This is a genomic window from Oxobacter pfennigii, assembly GCF_001317355.1.
Lineage (GTDB): Bacteria > Bacillota > Clostridia > Clostridiales > Oxobacteraceae > Oxobacter > Oxobacter pfennigii.
The window spans coordinates 26,043-45,216 of the sequence record NZ_LKET01000045.1 but is presented as its reverse complement, the minus strand read 5'-3'; the positions used below and the strand labels follow the sequence as shown (position 1 = coordinate 45,216).

Annotated in this window: 26 protein-coding genes and 1 tRNA gene; 6 read left to right on the top strand and 21 right to left on the bottom strand. The window is 39.5% G+C overall.

Annotated elements, in window-relative coordinates:
* Positions 1-105: 105 nt before the first annotated feature.
* From OXPF_RS17095 to OXPF_RS17025, 15 genes are all read right to left on the bottom strand, one after another.
* A complete protein-coding gene (locus OXPF_RS17095; protein WP_054876447.1) occupies positions 106-597 on the bottom strand; it encodes a sigma-70 RNA polymerase sigma factor region 4 domain-containing protein in 492 nt (163 codons plus the stop codon).
* A 62-nt stretch (positions 598-659) separates the two neighbouring features.
* On the bottom strand, positions 660-944 hold the full coding sequence (locus OXPF_RS17090) for a Rha family transcriptional regulator (protein ID WP_054876446.1): 285 nt from the start codon (positions 942-944) through the stop codon (positions 660-662).
* A gap of 15 nt (positions 945-959) precedes the next feature.
* Positions 960-1,268 (bottom strand): MerR family transcriptional regulator, encoded by a 309-nt coding sequence (locus OXPF_RS17085; protein ID WP_054876445.1) that lies wholly within the window; start codon positions 1,266-1,268, stop codon positions 960-962.
* Positions 1,269-1,601: 333 nt separating this feature from the next.
* Positions 1,602-1,832: a hypothetical protein gene (locus OXPF_RS17080; RefSeq protein ID WP_054876444.1), complete on the bottom strand. Its 231-nt coding sequence runs from the start codon at positions 1,830-1,832 to the stop codon at positions 1,602-1,604.
* Between the two features lie 55 nt (positions 1,833-1,887).
* The gene (locus OXPF_RS17075; protein WP_054876443.1) at positions 1,888-2,097 is read right to left on the bottom strand and encodes a hypothetical protein; all 210 of its coding nucleotides are present in this window, start codon (positions 2,095-2,097) and stop codon (positions 1,888-1,890) included.
* Positions 2,069-3,346, bottom strand: coding sequence for a replicative DNA helicase (locus OXPF_RS17070; protein WP_054876442.1), 1,278 nt, complete (start codon positions 3,344-3,346; stop codon positions 2,069-2,071). Before OXPF_RS17070 ends, OXPF_RS17075 begins: the two co-directional genes overlap by 29 nt.
* 4 nt (positions 3,347-3,350) lie before the next feature.
* The gene (locus OXPF_RS17065; protein WP_054876441.1) at positions 3,351-4,208 is read right to left on the bottom strand and encodes a replication protein; all 858 of its coding nucleotides are present in this window, start codon (positions 4,206-4,208) and stop codon (positions 3,351-3,353) included.
* A gap of 235 nt (positions 4,209-4,443) precedes the next feature.
* Positions 4,444-4,779: a hypothetical protein gene (locus OXPF_RS17060; RefSeq protein WP_054876440.1), complete on the bottom strand. Its 336-nt coding sequence runs from the start codon at positions 4,777-4,779 to the stop codon at positions 4,444-4,446.
* Between the two features lie 169 nt (positions 4,780-4,948).
* Complete coding sequence (locus OXPF_RS17055; protein WP_054876439.1) at positions 4,949-5,173, bottom strand: hypothetical protein; 225 nt, start codon at positions 5,171-5,173, stop codon at positions 4,949-4,951.
* Between the two features lie 18 nt (positions 5,174-5,191).
* Entirely contained in the window at positions 5,192-5,383 is a 192-nt protein-coding gene (locus tag OXPF_RS23215) for a hypothetical protein (protein WP_242854448.1), read from the bottom strand.
* 252 nt (positions 5,384-5,635) lie between these two features.
* The gene (locus tag OXPF_RS17045; RefSeq protein ID WP_054876438.1) at positions 5,636-6,262 is read right to left on the bottom strand and encodes a hypothetical protein; all 627 of its coding nucleotides are present in this window, start codon (positions 6,260-6,262) and stop codon (positions 5,636-5,638) included.
* Complete coding sequence (locus OXPF_RS17040; RefSeq protein WP_054876437.1) at positions 6,234-6,566, bottom strand: hypothetical protein; 333 nt, start codon at positions 6,564-6,566, stop codon at positions 6,234-6,236. The genes OXPF_RS17045 and OXPF_RS17040 overlap by 29 nt, the downstream gene beginning before the upstream one ends.
* A 92-nt stretch (positions 6,567-6,658) precedes the next feature.
* Positions 6,659-6,916 carry a MerR family transcriptional regulator gene (locus tag OXPF_RS17035; RefSeq protein WP_054876436.1) on the bottom strand — a complete coding sequence of 86 codons (258 nt, stop codon included), beginning with the start codon at positions 6,914-6,916 and terminating at the stop codon, positions 6,659-6,661.
* A 14-nt stretch (positions 6,917-6,930) separates the two neighbouring features.
* Entirely contained in the window at positions 6,931-7,668 is a 738-nt protein-coding gene (locus OXPF_RS17030) for a Rha family transcriptional regulator (protein WP_054876435.1), read from the bottom strand.
* Between the two features lie 63 nt (positions 7,669-7,731).
* The gene (locus OXPF_RS17025; RefSeq protein WP_054876434.1) at positions 7,732-7,926 is read right to left on the bottom strand and encodes a helix-turn-helix domain-containing protein; all 195 of its coding nucleotides are present in this window, start codon (positions 7,924-7,926) and stop codon (positions 7,732-7,734) included.
* Positions 7,927-8,194: 268 nt separating this feature from the next.
* Between OXPF_RS17025 and OXPF_RS17020 the strand changes: the two genes are divergently transcribed.
* The 3 genes from OXPF_RS17020 to OXPF_RS17010 are packed head-to-tail and all read left to right on the top strand — an operon-like array spanning position 8,195 to position 11,151.
* Complete coding sequence (locus OXPF_RS17020) at positions 8,195-8,863, top strand: helix-turn-helix domain-containing protein (protein ID WP_054876433.1); 669 nt, start codon at positions 8,195-8,197, stop codon at positions 8,861-8,863.
* Positions 8,844-9,938, top strand: coding sequence for an ImmA/IrrE family metallo-endopeptidase (locus tag OXPF_RS17015; RefSeq protein ID WP_054876432.1), 1,095 nt, complete (start codon positions 8,844-8,846; stop codon positions 9,936-9,938). The genes OXPF_RS17020 and OXPF_RS17015 overlap by 20 nt, the downstream gene beginning before the upstream one ends.
* A 28-nt stretch (positions 9,939-9,966) precedes the next feature.
* Positions 9,967-11,151: a tyrosine-type recombinase/integrase gene (locus tag OXPF_RS17010; protein WP_054876431.1), complete on the top strand. Its 1,185-nt coding sequence runs from the start codon at positions 9,967-9,969 to the stop codon at positions 11,149-11,151.
* 99 nt (positions 11,152-11,250) lie between these two features.
* Here OXPF_RS17010 and OXPF_RS17005 read toward each other — a convergent pair.
* Positions 11,251-11,327 (bottom strand) — tRNA-Arg (locus OXPF_RS17005).
* Positions 11,328-11,620: 293 nt separating this feature from the next.
* On the opposite strand from OXPF_RS17005, the gene OXPF_RS17000 reads away from it, so the two are divergent.
* The 3 genes from OXPF_RS17000 to OXPF_RS23210 all read left to right on the top strand — a co-directional run bounded on the left by OXPF_RS17000 (position 11,621) and on the right by OXPF_RS23210 (position 12,596).
* Complete coding sequence (locus OXPF_RS17000) at positions 11,621-12,241, top strand: VOC family protein (RefSeq protein ID WP_242854447.1); 621 nt, start codon at positions 11,621-11,623, stop codon at positions 12,239-12,241.
* A 66-nt stretch (positions 12,242-12,307) separates the two neighbouring features.
* On the top strand, positions 12,308-12,445 hold the full coding sequence (locus OXPF_RS22620) for a hypothetical protein (protein ID WP_160317251.1): 138 nt from the start codon (positions 12,308-12,310) through the stop codon (positions 12,443-12,445).
* Positions 12,429-12,596, top strand: a complete 168-nt coding sequence (locus OXPF_RS23210) for a P-loop NTPase (protein WP_242854446.1) — start codon at positions 12,429-12,431, stop codon at positions 12,594-12,596. Before OXPF_RS22620 ends, OXPF_RS23210 begins: the two co-directional genes overlap by 17 nt.
* A gap of 195 nt (positions 12,597-12,791) precedes the next feature.
* On the opposite strand, the gene OXPF_RS16990 is transcribed toward OXPF_RS23210, so the two are convergent.
* The 5 genes from OXPF_RS16990 to OXPF_RS16970 are packed head-to-tail and all read right to left on the bottom strand — an operon-like array spanning position 12,792 to position 19,064.
* Complete coding sequence (locus tag OXPF_RS16990) at positions 12,792-14,495, bottom strand: ABC transporter ATP-binding protein (RefSeq protein WP_054876428.1); 1,704 nt, start codon at positions 14,493-14,495, stop codon at positions 12,792-12,794.
* On the bottom strand, positions 14,482-16,251 hold the full coding sequence (locus OXPF_RS16985; protein WP_054876427.1) for an ABC transporter ATP-binding protein: 1,770 nt from the start codon (positions 16,249-16,251) through the stop codon (positions 14,482-14,484). Before OXPF_RS16985 ends, OXPF_RS16990 begins: the two co-directional genes overlap by 14 nt.
* A 4-nt stretch (positions 16,252-16,255) precedes the next feature.
* A complete protein-coding gene (locus OXPF_RS16980) occupies positions 16,256-17,737 on the bottom strand; it encodes an ABC transporter ATP-binding protein (protein ID WP_054876426.1) in 1,482 nt (493 codons plus the stop codon).
* Between the two features lie 11 nt (positions 17,738-17,748).
* Positions 17,749-18,456 carry an energy-coupling factor transporter transmembrane component T gene (locus OXPF_RS16975; RefSeq protein WP_054876425.1) on the bottom strand — a complete coding sequence of 236 codons (708 nt, stop codon included), beginning with the start codon at positions 18,454-18,456 and terminating at the stop codon, positions 17,749-17,751.
* A complete protein-coding gene (locus OXPF_RS16970; protein ID WP_054876424.1) occupies positions 18,453-19,064 on the bottom strand; it encodes an MptD family putative ECF transporter S component in 612 nt (203 codons plus the stop codon). Before OXPF_RS16970 ends, OXPF_RS16975 begins: the two co-directional genes overlap by 4 nt.
* Positions 19,065-19,174: the final 110 nt, after the last annotated feature.

Genomic DNA, 19,174 nt, shown 5'->3' with positions numbered 1-19,174 from the left:
AGTTTTCACCTAGGCTTTTTATAAAAAATTCACTATAGTAATTATATTATATATAAACCGGATTGTACAGGGCGCGGAATCGGCGTCAAATCGTGCATTTTATTGTTAACTTGTCAAGGCCTCTGCACCGAACAGATACAGCTTAAGCTTAGTAATCAAACGGTTTTTATTCCTCCTGATTGTACTTTCATCCTTTTCTAATATAAACGCAATATCTTCATATGTATATTGCTCCTGGCTATTTTTTTTAAGAAAATATTTCAATTCAATTATCTTATAATATTTATCATCTTCTATGCATTTGAGCGCCCTTTCAATTCTTACAACCTCTGCTCTAGTTTTTATCATGGTTGACTTTACGCTTTCGGTGTACTGGTCAATATCAAATTCCGATGCATTGCTGCTATTTAAATATCTTATGATATCTTTTGATTTCTCTTTTGGATATATTACAGCATCAGGATTAAATAAAAGTTCCTGATCTAAATCTATCTTTTCCTTCAATACAGGATAACTGTATAATAACTTTTCAGTATCTTTAAAATAATTTCTTTGTTCGTTATCTCGTTGCTCTTTAGCTTTTAGAATTACTTCCACTGCTTTTCTTGCTTCTTCACCAAAAATTTGTTTTAATACATTTAAGTCTTCTCTTGATATGGCTATATCATTTCGCCTCCCTTTTCACCTGTCATTTTGTTGGCTACCATATCACAGCCTTTGCGGGTGAGAAGATAGCAACGCCTTTCTTGATTTTGTCTATCCATATAAGTGCTTTCTATGAAGAAATTAGCCGCCTTCAAATTTGAATCCGGGGTATCGAGTATATCAATATATCCTCTGATGTCCCTCATCAGATTTGAATGGTCTTTGTCCGTTATTCTTGCTACCTCCCTGCTGTCTATTAAAAGTTGCCCATTGTGATTAATAACTGTTAATTCGTTCAAATATCCATCTCCTTTCTAAGCTTCTTTTAGCTTAAAGTAAACTGCCTCTGTGCTTATCATGCTCACCTTTGCTAATGCTCCCTCGGCTTTTTCAAGCCTTACTTTCAATTCCTCAATCTCTCGCTCCATTTTCCGCCGCTCCAGTGGAGAAAACTTATCAAGCTTTACTCCCTCAAGTTCAGTAATATAATCCGGATGAAACCTCATATCCCCGGGAATGTTACGGCAGGGCGTTAATTTGCCTTCTTTTACCCAGTTTTCTATTGTCTTTGTGGAAACTTGCCATCGTTCGGCTAAGTCTTTTTTGGTTAGGAGTTTATCCATTGTTTTGCCCCCTCAATCCATATGGATCATATTTTTCCTCCATTAGAACATAAGGGTATATTTTTTTCTACCGAAACAGGATATTATATTTCGCCTTTAGCACTTGAGGATATTTCATAATTCAAAAACTGAAAATGTGGATAAGTTTTGCTGGATTTTCTAAAATTTCCTCTAAAGTAAATAATGTTTTTTGCCGATTTATAATTTGTAACAAGAGTTTACCCCTTTCTGTGGATTATTTGCACAAATTATTTATCGGATCGGGGTAAACTATTTTTTATACCTTTTCTAAGCCTTTGTTTTCAATGGATAGAAATTATGAAATTAACTCACTTATATATATAGCGGTATCTTCTCATTCTCTGAAGACTGCCCTATATGATTGATAGCTTCATAATCTTGCTGATAAACTTTTTCAAGCATAATTTTACTACTCTGATAGAGTAATACACCGCACTCTTTAAGCTCCTTTACAATCTCTTTAAGCTCCTCTTTATTCTTTCCCTCTACTTCTGCATTCATTTTGATATTTGCGTCTATAGACATTATTTCAAAATGATTCATCTTTTTATTTCTCCCTTCCCTTTTTTCTTATCTAACTGAATATTTAAAATATCGATCATGACCTTGATTCTTTACATGTCGCAATTTCTCTTTCCCAATCATTATGTCCTCTTGATATTAAATACTCTATTACACCCTCCCTTAATTCCATGATGTCCATTGTCTCAATCTTTTTAATGGCTGCGTCTATATCTCTACTGCTCTTTAAAAGTTCATATAGCCCCCATCTATCCGTTTTAACTTCGCCACCTTTCCAAATTGCCAATCTTCTGATACTCAGGCTGCCAGTGCAATTTTATTGTCCCTGTTCTGCCCCCTCTTTGCTTTGCGACATTTACCTCTATCGCGTTTTTATCGTCGGTATCTTTGTTGTAATATTCGTCCCGGTAGAAGAGCAAAACCACGTCTGCATTTTCTTCTATTCCTCCGGATTCTTTCAAATCTTTAAGTAACGGCCTTTTATTTGGCCTTGTTTCACATTCCCTTGACAGCTGGCTTAATGCAACCACTGGAATATTAAACTCTTTCGCCATTCTTTTAAGCTCAATGCACACATTTGTTACCTGCTCCCTTATTGTGTTGCCCATTCCCCGCATATCGAGTATACCTATGTGGTCTATTATCAAGTAGTCCAAGCCCCCTTGGAGGATTATCTTTTTGCACAACTGCTTTATTTCGTTTACTGACATACCTTGTTTGGTACATGTCAGACCTTTGCCGTCGTAGAAGATAGGTCCTGTTTTCATAACATGCTGCCACATATCATTATCCAAGTTGCCTCGTTCAAGCTGTGTCGCATTAGTATTGCTTATTAACGCTATTCTCCTTATGCCAAGTTCCTCTTCTGACATTTCCAGGCTGAAATATGCACCGCGCTTATTTGAAATGTTCTGTTGTACGTTTACTGCAAATGCACTTTTGCCCATTCCGGGACGGCCTGCAGCTATATATAATTTTTTATCCTGTAAGCCATTTATAGCGTCGTCTAGGTCTGCAAATCCCGTAGGTATACCTAAGATACCACCACCCCTCTTTTGATTGCTTTCTACGCTCGATACGGTTAAATTAAATATGTCCTTATCGCTTAGTATCTCGGTGTCGTTTTCATCAATCTGTAGTTCATCCAAAATTTTAAGTATATCTTTAGTGCTTTCGTCTGACTGCTCAGCTGCTTTCATGGATTTTAAAAGTACATTCCACAATTTACGCATCCTAGATTTTTCTTTTACAATCTCTACATGTGACTTTATATTGCTTAAGTATCCGCTTGAATGCATCAAGTCGCTTATATATGTCGTTGCTGAGGTTCCTTTTAGGTATTCAAGGAGGACCACAACATCTATTGTTTTATTTTCTTTGTAAAGTTTCTGCATAAGGCTGAATATAGTGCCATGTTCCTTATTGTAAAAATCATCCGGTTTTAAATTCGCGTCGCATAATAAATCATTGTTGTAGACTATTGCTCCTAATACAGCTCTCTCGGCGTCTAGATTCATTATTCTGTCTGCGTTCATCCAATCATCTCCTTATTCCCTTGAAATCAAAATCGAATACGTCATTTACTTTATCTGATTTGTTATCGTAGTTACCCTCAATTATTTTCTGTAAATTCGAAGGCTTCATAATCCAATCAAAGCAGCACCCTTTCCACTTATCGTTTCTACCGCTTAAGAACTGGCTCTTGTCAACGGTTTCAAACAATTGCTTAAAGAAATTAATGTCCGGATGCTCTTTCCATCGGCTACGTGTTGAAGATTTCCTGTTACCTGTTATCCCTTTTATCTGAGGCAAGGTGGTACATATACGGTTAAACATGTCCATTATTTCCGTATACGGAGTCAACTCCGTTGACAATATATTATTTTCTTTATTATTTTCTTTATATATTTTCTTTATATGGGTGTCTTTTTGGACACCTGGCGAGACGTCTTTTTTGTCACCTGGCTGGGCGTCTATTACGTCATCTGACGTCTTTTTTGTCACCTGGTGTTTTTTCAAACACCATTCAGCATAATTTTTATTGATTGCTATAACCCTCGATGAATTAAAAGATGCTTCCTTTACAACAGTAATAATTTTAGACTCAATAAGTTCTTTCAGTGCCCTTTGAACTTGCCTTTTATATATGCCTGAATTTGAAGATATAAAGGATTCTGACATTTCATGTTCTTTTCTGCTATAGCCATATGTATATCTAATAATAACTGCAATAATTCGAAACTGGGTACCGTTTAAAGGCAGTTTATATATCTGTTCTAATAGCTCATTTGCTATTTTTGTGTATCCATCTTCTAGTTGAGGTTTTGACATGCACTCACCAACTTTACCTTTAATATCTTCGATTTCTATAGATATGATGAAGTTGTAATAATCCATAACTTTTAACAGAGGATAAAATATGCCATCATTAATATTTTATCCATCACCTGCCTTTACGGAGAGGTACTTCGTTATAAACAAGGTACCTCAATTATCACAATAGACTTCCGATAAAGACATATCCGCAACCAATTTTGCATATATTTTTTATAAATATAGAATAATTTACTTTACTTATAAATATACATATAGGTTGCAGCCATTATGTACTTATGACGCTTCATTGTTGTTGCTACAGAATAAATTCCGCTTCTGTTATTTGTATTTTATTTAAAGTCAAAGCCACCATTAAATCACTCATGCCATCCTTATAAGCCGCATTATAGCAGGTACATTCTAAATTAGTTATTTCATCTAATAACTTTTTTAAAGGAATCTCAATATCGCTTTTACTTGTTTTTAAGATTTCTTCTTTGAGAGCAAGAATTTTATTGTCAATGGTCTTATATTCTTCACTTTTGCAAAATGCATCTTGCCTGTAATCAATTATCGCAAATAAGTCTTGACTTTCACGCGCACCCATTATATCAAAGGCTTTTATATCAAATGGCTTTTTATAAGTTTTCATTTTATTACCACCTTTCAATATTTATGCCCTGGAGAGATTGAAACTCCCAGGAAAATATGTTAAATTAGTATTGAGTATTTAATTAAATCTCAGGTCTTTATTTATGCTCTTGTACTGCAATACAAGGGCATTTTACTATTAATTTATTCAATATCCATTCCTCCCTCCATTAAGCGTTAATTTTACGGAGCTTGCCGTACTCATTTTTGTTATTTTGAGGTTTTATATTCTCCAATGCCATTTTCTCTAAGTCTTCATCCAACCATTCATCATTTATGATGTATCTATTCCCGGCCATATTAAAACGGATTTTCTTTTGTTTGCACCATTGTCGTAGTCTATGCTCAGGATGGCCGGTTTTTCTAGAGGCTGCCTTTAATAACAACCATGCCAATTTTCACACCTCCTTCCATCAATCTTCTTTAGTTCTTAAATACAAAGCTTCCAGGCTAATCATGTTTATCTTTGCGAGAGCGCTTTCAGCTTTCTCAACTCTTACTTTTAATTCTTCAATTTGTCTTTCGAGATTCCGCCGCTCCAGTGGAGAAAACTTATCAAGCTTTACTCCCTCAAGTTCAGCAATATAATCCGGATGAAACCTCATATCCCCGGGAACGTTACGGCAGGGTGTTAACTTGCCTTACAAAGTTGTCTATAGCTGAAGTAGTTACTTTCCAACGCTCTGCAAGGTCTTTCTTTGTTAGTAACCTATATACGTTCATGTATCTTCACCTTCATATTCCATTAGCTCTTGAGCTTTTTATAGAACTATGTAATTTGCTTTTACACATCCATTTTTACCTTAAAATTATTGCTTTAAACATAGCTCTCTGTAATTCATGAGATTATAAATTTATTATTTCTTTGCCTTAAGATATCTCGGCCTTGGCTTTTTAATTCTGATTGTTTTACCGGTTTGATTATCTATCATATATTCCTTGCCTTGGCTGTCCTTGTGCATTGTATAGGTCGTTATTCCATTCATCTCAAGCCACTCTTCGGCTATGCCTTTTTGCCCGGTCAAATGTCTTAAATTACTTACAAAGCTGAATGAAATTGCTAGGAACTCATGTATTTCTGCATTCATATAATCCCATAGAAAATCTGTAACTTCTTCGCCTATAGGCTTATCAATACCAAGGCCTCTTATATAATCCATGGTATAAAAATAATCTTTAGCACCATATTTGTGGCCGTCATAATCTTTATCTATAGGGAACAAATTCATAAATTCCCTTGGCGTCAATGCTCCTATACAGTCTTTTATAATTTCTGCAAACTGAAAGTCTGCTGTTTCCCCTTCCTCGGTTATGTATTCCGGCTTCTTTTTAGTGTTTATTGCCTTTACTCCATAAACGATTAACTTTTTAATAAGCGGTTTTATATTTTGGTCAGGTTCCCTCCCGTAAGCTTCTAAAGTATTAAAGAAAGCATTTATGTATAAATCATGCCTATCAACAGTCTTTAATATCTTGTCTTTCATTTATCCACTCTCCCCAGCATAGAAATGCATTTATCCCCCTACCATTTTCTTCACAGACCCTGTAACACTTTTTGCAGCTTATAACCATATTGTCAGGTTTATGGCATTCCTTGATTAGAAGTTCACCTGATTTAGATAACCTGCCGACGGTTTTTCCTTGGCATTTAAACACAAAATCAAATTCATCTTCCTCTATTGCATCCGGATATGCATATATAACGCATCCGAACGTTTGATATATCATTACAGGCATCCCTAATGCCTTAATGTCAGCATTCAGAATTTCAATACCTTTATGCTCCACTTTTATATCATCTCCTTTACATGTCTAAGTGTAGTGCTTTTGCCTTTCCCCACATTTTCATTCCTATCTCATAGCTTTTAGAGGATTAATTACTACAATACCCTCCCTTCTTTTGTAATCTTATCTAGCCATGCTATTAGGAGATCTCGATTAATTAAAAATTTGGAACCTACTTTAAAGCAGGGAAAGCCAGAATTAGGATTATGTGCCAGTTCCATAAGCTTATCTTTGCCGATACCGCTATACTTTGAACATTCGAGGATTGTCATTGTTAATTTGGGTTGTTGCGGTGCTGCCTCTCGAATAGCTTCTGAAACTATAGTTTTTAGCTGCTCCGAAGTGATATCCACGCAATTCCCTCCTCTTAAGCTTCTAATATAGCCTTTATAATCGGAATAACTGATTCGTAGTATCTGAAGGATTCAACCTCTTTATTACTGTATTTAGACTTATCGTGAAACCATTTGCCATACTGTTCAGTTTTAAGATTATGCTCCTTTGCAATACGGCCTACCATGTTAGCACTTATACCTAACTCTAATCCGACTTCTTCAGCCGATAGCGTTTTTTCTATTACATTCGGCATTGGTAATAATGGCTTGCCTGCAATAATCTGACTTGCATAAGAGTAAAGGATCTGTCTGTATTCCTTACTTAAGTCTTGACTATTTGCTATTTTAAGAAGAACATTGGCGCCTTTTGCATTGGCATTCTTAAGACGTGCTTCTGCAAGTTTCTCCTTATCTTCCGAATGAGGTGGTTGTCTTAATGCCTGTTCCATTTCATTAAACCTTTTAACATATTTAGCAGTGAACAAAATTCCCTTTTCGCCTGTAAATTTATTTGCTATAAATTCGCAGCCCATTTTAGTAAAAAGGTAACATTTATTTTCTTTGCCGCTTGCATCCTTATAGGAAGATTCAATGAAATAATCACTCACCATAATTTTATGGTCAGTCATTGTTGGTATAATTCCTTTTACAGTTTTGGTACCTTCCAGCTTTTCTAATATCTGATAATGTTTAAATTCCGTCATCCCTGCAACTTCTCTGCTGTCTATTAATAACTGTCCGTTTTGATTAATTACTGTCAATTCGTTCACTTATATCCCTCCTTTGAATACCTGCTTAATCAACAATCTTAATTAGCCATGCCACATTTATCATTAATTCTCTTTTACATTTATTTCTAAAATTTTAGCAATCTTTTCTTTTTGCTCTGTCCCGCTCCTGGTACCTTTAAGAATCTCTGATAAATACGAAACGGAGACACCCATTTCTTTTGCTAGAGATGTCATAGTAATCTTTTTTTGCAACATTGCACCTCTTGCTTTTAGTCCAAACTCTGAATATGCTTGCATGTATATTCCCTCCCTTCTTGCAACTATTGGTAATTTTCAGCTAAAATATTGACAAGCATTAGAAAATATTCTAATATTAAATAAGGCAAATAAAACCATATAATATCGTTGGGGAACGATTTTAAAACAGGTGCTTAAACCTTTATTTTTTGTTACCCTTTTTGCCAATATCTCAGCTATTAAGATTATCATAACCGAATATTTTCAGTTAGTCAATAGCACAATGTTAAATTTTCAGCTATTTTTAGTAAGTTTAGGAGGCCTTTATATGTCATTAGTAGAAAATATTCAGCAGCTATGTAAAAAATATAATACTACCATACCAAAACTTGAAAAGGAAATGGATTTCGGCAAAGGCGCTATCTATAAATGGAATACCAACTCGCCTTCTATAGATAAACTTCAAAAAGTTGCAGATTATTTTGGAGTTACAATAGATTATTTATTAGGACGTACTAAAAATCCAAGTCATATGGAAATAACCAACAATTTACCTGATTCTATAAAAGGTATTCTTCTAGACAATAAACTGTTTGCAGATAAAAGGTTGACTGCAGAAGAAATTGAAAAATATACTTTGCTTGCGTTCAATTCTGTCAGTGCATATGATTTTTTTGTGTCATTATACAAGAGCGATCCAGATTTATTTATAGATAAAAATTTATTAGAAACAATTAATTCTGATTTATTAAAGCAGGTTAAATTTAAAGACTTATTGCCTTATCTTAAAAAAAGCAATAATAGCCTGTTGAATAATCTAAATATTGAATTGAACACTGAATTAATTAAACAAGCAGACTTAGAAAACATTGAAGATGAAGATATCCGAAGAATTGAAAGGGCTCGAAAAAAAATGCCTAAGCAGGAAAGAGAGAAAATGATAAAAATACTTGAGTTAAGTTTTGAAGAATATTTTGATGATGAAGATTCCGAGTAGTATAAGGTATAGCTTAATTAAGCGGATTGTCTACAATCTGTTAAAAGCGTCTGAGATTACTTCTCTTCCTGTAGATATAGAAAAAATTAATAGCCATATTAAAAAGAATATAAAATGCAGGCTTATTCCTTATTCCATGCATATGAAGAAATTCAATCTTACAATTACGGAAATGATTAGATATGCAGATAGTAAAGACGGTTGTACGGATTATTCGGTAAAAAAAGATTCTTATTTGATTTATTATAATGATATAAACATAAATGAATCTAACAGAATACGATGGACAATAGCACATGAATTAGGACATGTTATGCTTGGACATCATAAACTTTCAGATAAAACCCGTATTTTTAGGAGCAAATTAAGTGATAAAGAATATGGTATTTTAGAGAGTGAAGCCAATTATTTTGCCAGTTCACTGTTTGCTCCCCCGATAATATTAAATGCCCTTGAAGTTAAAAGTGCTTCTGATATTCAATCGTATTGTCAATTATCTAATGAAGCTTCTATTAATAGATTTAATAGTTATAAAAAGTGGAAAGCTAATCAATTTTTTAGCGCAGAAGATATAAAAGTAATAGCTTTGTTTTTTAACTTTATTCATAGCCGAATGTGTACGAAATGCAATTATACATTTATAGCTGATAGCAATACGAATTTTTGTCCAATATGTGGAAACAATAAATTAATTAGAGGTGACGGAAAAATGAAGTATAAAGAAGGCGTACCTTTATATGATGATGGGCATGCTAAAATATGTCCAAGATGTGATAATGAAGATGTCAGTGGTTCTGAAGCTTATTGCAAAATATGCGGTGCTTACTTGATTCAAGAATGTTCTGGAAAGACTGCTTTTGATGTTGATAACGAGGAATATGTTGTCGAGCCAGGGTGCAATGTTAAATTAACAAGTAATGCTAGATACTGTACAGTGTGTGGTCGTACCTCAACTTTTTATAAATATGACTACCTAAAAAGTTGGTCAGAAGAAAAAAACGAAATTGAAAACGAGCAGCAACAAAGCGACTTTGAATCTACGACTTTAATAAATGATGACTCCATTCCTTTTTAAATTTATTTTCAAAAAAGAAGGTGTACATATGGCACGTAAGACAAACTATTCTAAAAACGGCAACGAATATTACCGGGTAACAACTTCTATAGGCCGAGATTCGGAAGGGAAGTTAATCCGTAAAGAATTCTATGGTAAAAGCAAAACAGAAGCAGAAGGTTTAAGAGATAACTATCTTAATGGCATAAAAAATGGGCTCAATATCGATTTTAAGGATACTTCTTTGGGTAAGCTAATGCATTCCTGGTTATTCGAAGTTATGAGGGTATCTAATGAAATTAAACCTACAACTTTTGAAAAATATGAAGGGATATATAGGAATTACATTAAGGATAGCAGCATATATGGTTTAAAGTTAGATACTCTGAAATCTATACAGCTGCAACGTTATTATAATAGCCTATATGAAAACGACAGCAAAAGCAGCAATTCTATAAACACTCTAAATAAGCTGCTCAAGACATTTTTTAATTACGCAATAGATGAAGGATATATTCTGAAAAATCCCTGTGCCGGCAAGAAAATAGTAATACCAGGCACCACAGAAATGAGCGAAGACAATGAAGAAACGGAAGTTATCACCTTTTCTGATGAGGAAATAAAACACTTTATAGTGACCTTGGAAGGGCACCGGATGAAGGCCCTTTATTTATTAGATTTCGGTACCGGCCTAAGGCAGGGGGAACTGCTGGGTCTGAAGTGGTCCGATATTGATTTTAAGAAAAAGGAATTAAAGGTAAGGCAGTCATTAAAAAAAGTGACCATAATCGCTGCAGATGCATCCAGAAAGCATAAAATAATAGAGCAAACGCCAAAATCTCCAACCAGTAAGAGAGCAGTTCCTATTCCGTCAAATATACTATCCACTTTAGAAGATCATAAGCGGCAACAGGAGAAGGAAAAGGCTGATGCCGGCTCATCCTATAATGAAACTGATTATGTCTTTACAACCGAGTTAGGCAACCCTATAGATGCCAGTAATTTTCTCCGGAGCTATGCACGGATACTTAAAAAAGCAAATATCCCATATCGCAAATTTCATGCCATTAGGCATACATACGCAACTAAACTCTTCGAGAGGGGCGTCCCGTTAAAAACAGTGCAGGAGCTATTAGGGCACAGTGATATATCTATCACAGCAAAGATATATACCCATGTAATGCCTGAAGAAAAAACAAGAGCAGTAGATAAATTAAATGACTTATTTGCATAGCCTTTTTATTTTTGTCTTTTCTAGTGTGGGAATAATGTGGGAAAATCCAAAATATCGAGAAATTACAAACCCCTGCAAGCCTTGAACTTACAGGGGTTTTGGTGCGCCCGACACGATTCGAACGTGCGACGCCTAGATTCGTAGTCTAGTGCTCTATCCAGCTGAGCTACGGGCGCATAATAAGAACATAAAATATATTAGCATAAAAACATATAAAAATCAAATATATTATATCCTATTGTAAGGCTTAATGTCTTTATGCTTCAAGAATTTTGTTGCTATTTTAGCCTTGCTTTATATCAGCAACGTTATTATACCACTATTTGTATTATATAATCCTTTTTGAGTGCAATATAATGGTATTGCCTTTGTTGAATGCCGGTTTAGTTAAAAATCCCGGTTGCCGCTCTTGTCAAGCAGGTGAGGGAGTGCTATAGTTAGAATAGGATAACATTATGGGGGTGAGATCATGAAATTAAGCCATATTATATATAAGGTGAAGGAGCTGCACCAGGGTGTTGAGGAGTTCCTTGCCATGGGATTTGATGTGGAATACGGCAAAGAAAAAAATCCCTACAACGCAATTATTTATTTTTCCGAAGGGCCTTACTTGGAGATTCTAGGATCTACCGGCATGCCCCGGACGGTTAAGCAAATTCTGCGCATCTTTGGACAAGGGAAGTTTGCCGATCGGCTGGATTATTGGGATAACCACCCCGGTGGCCCCTGCGGGTTGGCGTTGGAAAACTATAAAACCAACCTTGATGCAGAGCTGACTATTCTTAAAAAGTATAACCAGAGCTGGTTTACGATGCCTTCCAAAAGAGACGATACAAAAGGGCGAAAGCTGCGCTTCACCTGCGCATTCCCCAACGATATTCAACTTCCGTTTTTAATGACCTACTTTAATATTGACCCTAAGCCTAAAGCCTTTATCCACCCTAATGGAGCAGTTAATATAAGCAGCGTATCCTTTGGTACCAAAAAGGAATTCATCCCGCTAATCAAAGAATTATGCGACGATGATAGGCTAAAGCTGTTTGCCGGCGAGGGGGTCGGGGATATCCATTATAAATACAGCGGAGAGTAGACGCACGTTAACGCAAAGGCCTCTGGTTGAAGTCAAGGAAAATGAGCTAAGAAATGAGGTGAATTTATGGGAATCATAAAAAGTTTTTTTGAAAATGTACGCAAGCTTGAAGGACTTGGTGGGAAAGTCATGCTTTCAATGATGAATTCCGGACATAACCAAAACGCTTTATGGGGTGGGCATGATTGTGGAAAAGGCCGTTAATATGGCCCGAATGATGGATATTCCGGTGATTGAGCTGGTGGAAAATATGAGTTATGTTGTCTGCCCCGACTGCAAAAAGGAATATCATGTTTTTGGACAGAGCCGCATTGATGATATTGCAGAAAAATCCCCGCATAGGAACCCTATCTAAACTGCCTGTTGATCCTAAGCTTTCCGCGGCCTGCGATGCTGGGACTATTGAGCTGTTCAACGGGAGCTGGCTTGTTAACATGATAAAAATGATAGAAAGCATATAAAAATAAATGAGGTAACATATGAGGCTGTCGCTATAACTAATTTAGCTTAGTTACCGAAACAGCCTTTAACATTTAAACCTGAATTTTTTTTAGAGAGAGTTTTCCGCCTGCCACATGGCAGCATATTTACCATTTCTCTTCAGCAATTCTTCATGAGTTCCCTGTTCTGCAATTTCCCCCCTCGAAACCACCAATATTTTATCTGCGTTTTTCACTATAGACAGTGTATGAGCAATCATTACAACCGTCTTTTTCCTCCGGAGGAGATTTACAATGGCTTCCTTGACGGCAAGCTCATTTTCAATATCAAGAGAAGCCGTTGCCTCGTCCAGCAGCAGTATAGGGCTGTCTTTTAAAATAGCCCGAGCGATGGACAGCCTCTGGCGTTCTCCGCCGGAGAGGCGGTTTCCGTTTTCTCCCACAAAGGTGTCATAGCCCTTTTCAAGTTTGCGGATAAATTCGTCACAGTTGGCCGCCCGGCAGGCTTCGACTACTTCCTCATCGGTGGCATCCGGCCTGGCATAGCGGATGTTGTTACCTATTGTATCGTCAAACAGGAATACATCCTGATCCACCATGGAGATATTCTCTAGCACCCTTTCAGCCGCAATACCGCCAATTTTTTTCCCGCCCATTAAAATCTGCCCGGCCTGAGGCTCGTAATATTTTGAGATCAGGTTTAATATAGTGGATTTACCCGAACCGGAATCTCCCACCATGGCTGTGAACTTCCGGTTCTTTGCAGTAAATTCCGCCTTTTTTAAGACAGGCTCATTGGGGATATAGGCAAAATCCACCTGGCTGAAAGTGATTTCATGAGTCTTTGGTTCAAATAATCCAGCCTTTTTAATTTCTTCGGGCTCATTAAGCACCCTCATAATCTGGCCTTTAGAGATGGTCAGATTCTTATAGCTGGTCAGGTCGATAAATATGGTGCCTTCAAGCTTGGCAAAAAATAGCGGAAGCATGCACAAGAGCAGATAGGATATGGTGTCAAGCCTCCCTTGTGCCCATGGGATGGAGGCTGTCCACATAGTAAGGGGCAGGCTTAGCCATACAAGAATGCTGAGCATCACTCCCACAGGAATTATTTTAACCTCGTAAACAAAACTGATATCACTGAAAGCTTTTAGGGCGGCGGTGACCGTTTTATTCTTGGTTCCGCCCACGCCGTAGGCGCGAAAGGTCTGGATTCCGGTAGCATACTCCACCATGCTGCTCACTGCTTCCGCGGTTATAGCGTTTTTCCTTGCCCCATATTTTTTTACCGCCCTGAAGGAAATCCACAGAGCCGGGATTAAGAGCAGAAATGCGCACAGCATTATCACCCCGGCAGAAGGGACAATGCTGCCTGTGAAAGCAATCAGCGTCAAAGACAGGGAACAATTCTTTGCCAGATCTCCGGCTTTGTGAGTCAGAATTTTCTCGTAACTGTTGACATCGCTTGTGGCTGTATTGACATACTGTCCCACCTGACCCTGGGTAAATCGTGGCAGCGGAATTTTTTTCAGCTTATCCCCCAGCGACATTCTAAGCTTCTTGCTTACGGCAGCTCCTCCTATCTGCCCCTGAGTATACCCAAGGCTGTAGATGATAAGCCGTACTGCAAAGACAGCGGCCAGCATGGCGGTCATATACATAATACGGGAAAAGTCTGCCTCTCCTTCCCAGAGGAATTTCATAATTTTATAAAGCAGTAAAAAGTTGCATCCGGAAAGAAGCCCTTCTGCTACATTGCAGCAGATGCTGAAATAAAATCTTTTATTTTTCCCAAAAGGGTTACTGTCTTTCACTTCCGTCCCCTCCTTCCATACTGTAGGTAATGCCCCGCGCCGCCTCGTAGTCTGCCCAGGCTCTGCGGTAATAGTCGTTTCCCTCAAGAACCTCCTGGTGAGTTCCCATACAGGATAGAGTACGGTTCTCCACAACGGCAACCTGGTCGCACATTTTCACAACCCCCAACCGGTGGGCAATAATAATGACGGTTTTGCCTTTGCAAAGATTTTCTATAGCCCTGTCCATCTCCAGCTGGTTTTCCGGATCGGCAGCCGAGGTTGCTTCATCCAGAATCAGGATGGGAGCGTTTTTCAAAATAGCCCGGGCGATGGCTATTCGCTGCTTTTCCCCGCCGGAAAACCGCGCACCGAAGTTGCCTACCTTGGTATCGTAACCTTGGGGCAGAGACATGATAAAGCTGTCAAGCTGGGCCTGTCTTGCCGCTTCCCGCACCTGCTCAATCGCTGCGCCGGACCCCATCCTGATGTTTTCAAAGACGCTGTCACGGGTCAGAAAGGTTTTCTGAAAGACCATGGCTATGTTTTGCAAAAGCTCTTCATAGTTGATGACTCGGACATCTGTTCCGCCGATAAGTACTTCTCCTTCCAAAACATCATAAAAGCGGGAGATCAGTTCAACAACTGTGCTTTTTCCGGCACCGGAGGCGCCAACTAAAGCCAGCTTTTCTCCTCTCTTTATCCTGAAGCTGCATTTTTCCAGCACATCGGTCTTTCCGTCATAGGAAAAACGGACATCCTTAAGTTCTATATCATGACTTCCGGGGAAAGAATATCCTCCTTCAAAAATAGGAAGGCTTAAAAATTCCTCGGCTTTGGTTATGGCAGTCAGTACCTGGGCAAAATTGCTGCCCAGCTCCTGCAGGGGGCGAAGCTCGGTAAGGTACAGAGAGCCGACAAAAGCAAACAGCAAAAAAGCGCTTGCGGTCAGGGACCCTTTTAAAAACAGCAGGCCTCCTAACGGCACCATCAGAAGCATGCCGCATTCAATAATCACAACAAAGGCGGCATAGAGTGGCGCCATTTTACGGGAAATCTCATTCCATACGCTGTTCTCCTCCTCTACCGCACGGGAATATTTTTGAAAGGAATGGCTGCCCATGTTATAGGCCTTAATGAGCTTCATTCCGGTTATATACTCAATCATGACTGAGTTTAAGGCTGAGATGGAGCGGTTAGCCCTCACCATCATATAATCGGTGTTGCGGAATATAAGGGCCATGACGGCAACGGCAAATATCAGAGGAGCCAGGGATATGAGGGCAAGAGGTACATTGACGGTTAAAAGGTAGATAAATACCGCAACGGGGCCTGTAAGATAGTAAATAAGCTCCGGAAAATGATGGGCTAAAAATAATTCCAGCTTTTCAATTTCTTCATTCATCACCGTCTTGATTTCTCCCGTACTCCTCTCATTAAGGGCCCCTAGCGGCACCTTTGCCATGTGTTCCGTGATCATGCACCTGACTTTAAACAGCGCGCCGTAAGCGCCCTTATGGGAAGCAATGCCGGAAATCCCGAACAGTACAAACCGGGCGATCACTGCAACACCTATGACCATACAATAATTAATGATACTTTCCCTCGTATACATGCCGGAAAAAACGTCATCCATCAGCCGGTAAAGTCCATAATAAGGAACCATGGTACACAGCCCGCTGAAGAAAGAGAGAAGGGCCGACAGCATAAGATAATATTTGCTGCCGCCGGCCCAGTTAAGCAGCAAGAGTATAGGGTTTTTTTTAGTTTTATTCATAACATCACACCTTTTCTTCCATGGAACTGCCGGTAACGCCGAACAAGTCCCGGAGTTTTAAGAGGTTTTCCGGTAGGACAGACAAATCCTCCGGTATTTCTCCCTCGTCCAAATGAAGGATGCGGGTACAGGCCTTTAAAACCAGTTCATAATCATGGGTAACTATAAAGATAATCTTTCCCATGGCCGCCAGCTTGCCAATAATCCCCGAAACTCTGGCCATGCCATCATAGTCAAGGCCGCTGGTAGGTTCGTCAAAAACCAGAATTTCCTTACGGCAGACCATGCTCACCGCCACTGCCGTACGCTGCTTCTGTCCACCGGACAGAGTGTTGGGATGCCTGGTTTTATAGGGTGTAAGTCCCAGATCATCCATTGTCCTTTGCACCAACTGTTCATCGGGCTTTTTTATGCCAAGGGAGCACTCTTTTTCCACTGTCTCGGCAAACAGCTGATAGTTTACATCCTGCATAACCAGATAGGACAGCTTCAGCCGGGATTTTGCGTTTCGGAGCCGGCCCTCCCATATAAACTGTCCTTCACAGTTTGTGTGGAGGCCGCACAAAGCCCTTACAAAGGTGGTCTTGCCAGCTCCGTTATGGCCGACTACGCCGATCACTTCGCCCCGGGATGCCTGTAAGCTTACTTTGTCCAATATCACCTTGTTTTTATGGCGGATGGTAAGATTGCCTATGTCCAGTGTTGGCGCTTCTCTTTTTTCTACTCTTTTTTCCGGTAAAAGCCGACCAAGGTCCGTGGCTCTTAGCCCCATGTCCTCCCGCACTTTTTCGGAGAGCTTCAGGAAATCGTCCGCCGTATATTCTGCCGTCACAGCGCCGTCTTCAAGATAAATAATCCGGTCTGCAAGCCCCATCAGATAATACAGCCGGTGTTCGACAATCAGGATGGTTTTGCCCCTTTCTTTTATAAGCCTTAAGTGCTTTTCCAGTTCTTTAATGGACTTCATATCCAGATTGGAGGATGGCTCATCCAATAGATAAATATCCGGATTCATGGCATAAACCGATGCAAAAGCAATTTTTTGTTTTTCTCCCCCCGAAAGAGCAAAAATATTCCGCCCTCTAAGCTCCCGGATACCCAGCTTAAGGGCGGTTTCCTCAACACGGCGCTTAAGTTCGTCGGGCGGCAACCCCTGGTTTTCAATTCCAAAGGCAATCTCGCTGTCCGTATCCGTATTGAAAAATTGGGTCCGGGGATTTTGAAATACCGAGCCAATGCTATCGGCAATGCGGTACATCGGTGTTTCGGAAACCTCCATGTTACCTGCCGCCACCCTTCCCTTTAAAGTACCGGCATAAAAATGGGGAATAAGCCCGTTAATTAGCCGGGTAACCGTAGTTTTCCCACAGCCGCTGCGTCCGCATAAAAGGACGCATTCTCCTCTTTTAACAGTGAGACTCACATCCCGGAGCCCGCCTCCTTCCTGCCCCGTATAGGTAAAGGATACATTTTCAAATACAATCATATAATCCCCTCCTATATAAACCGTCCTGCCATGAAATATAGAAGAAAGCAGGCGGCCAATACTAAATCAGACACTCCGAACAAGATCTGCGTAAGGCAGGTCCGCGGTTTTGGATTTTCAATTCCACGGGTGACGGCTGCTACGGAAAGCTCGTCGGCAGCCTTGGAGGCTGACATCATAAGCGGCACGTATACGCATTCCATCGTCATGGCAGGCCGTGTTATTAGCCCCTTAAGGCTTGGAGACACATCCCTCATACGCATAGCATCTTTTATATAGCTCCAATCCTCCCGGACTGCAGGCAGGTAACGGAGCATTACGGCCAGCGGTATAACCAGCTTTTTAGGCGCACGAATGCGGTACATGGCGGACATAAACTCGCTGACCTTTGTTGTGGAAATCATAATTCCTGCCAACATACCGCAAGGGTAGACTTTGTGAACCAGCCCCAGAAAGGCAATGAACGTGGTCCTTAGCCCGCCGGTTATTTTATCAAGCACCAAAAGGGTAAAAATATAAATAAGGCCATAGGCAAAAGCCGAAATAAGGCTGTATTTTATACCCCCGCAAAACACACCGAATACCGCAATCAACACTACAAGACCAAGCTCATAGCTAAGGGATGGTGACATGGCGGCAGCCAGAATAACCATTAAGAGAAGGAAAAGCTTAGTTCTTGGGTCGGGGTTAATGCCTTGTGTTCTGCCTGAAACAATCATGCGGTAATCCCGGCTCTTTCAAATTGTTTTTTCATAAGCTTGCTTCCAGCCCAGCCGCTGAAAGCCGCTACTGCAAGGGTGCCGAAGAGAATAACATATAGCATCCATGCCGGAGCCGAGGCCGCCATAGTATCAATATATGCCTGTTCCGTTCCGTTTTTCAGCATTGCGCTTGTCCATCCTTCAGGGTCAATAAAAAATACAATGTAGCTCCCCGTTGCGCCCAGGCAGAACAACATATATGACAGTATGTTCATCCCCTTGCTTTTGTACTTTTTTATACCGGCTACAAAGTCGGCAGCTATGCCCATGATTATATAACCAATATCCATAGCCCAGTGCATTCCCGTGGCAAAAAAGATCAGTCCTACAATGACACCGAGAATGGTTACTGCACGTGGTTTTGGCACCTTTGCAACCAGCAGCAGGAAGATGGGGCCGCACAGCAATGCTGAGCCTAAAGGCATATAGAAGGTTAAAACAGGATTAGGGGCAAACACAATACCGCCTATCAACGTAAATATAAAGAACAATGCCGTAAAAATTCCCGCCGTTACAAGGTCTTTTACGGTCAGCACCTTCTTTTCAGTTTCTGTCTGGTTTATCATTAATAAATCCCTCCTCGATTTGCAGCCTTTTATCCGTCTGTATTGACGATGCTAAAAAGTCATGCTAAAATTTCAGTTAGCTGAATCTAACTATTAATTATAACAATACT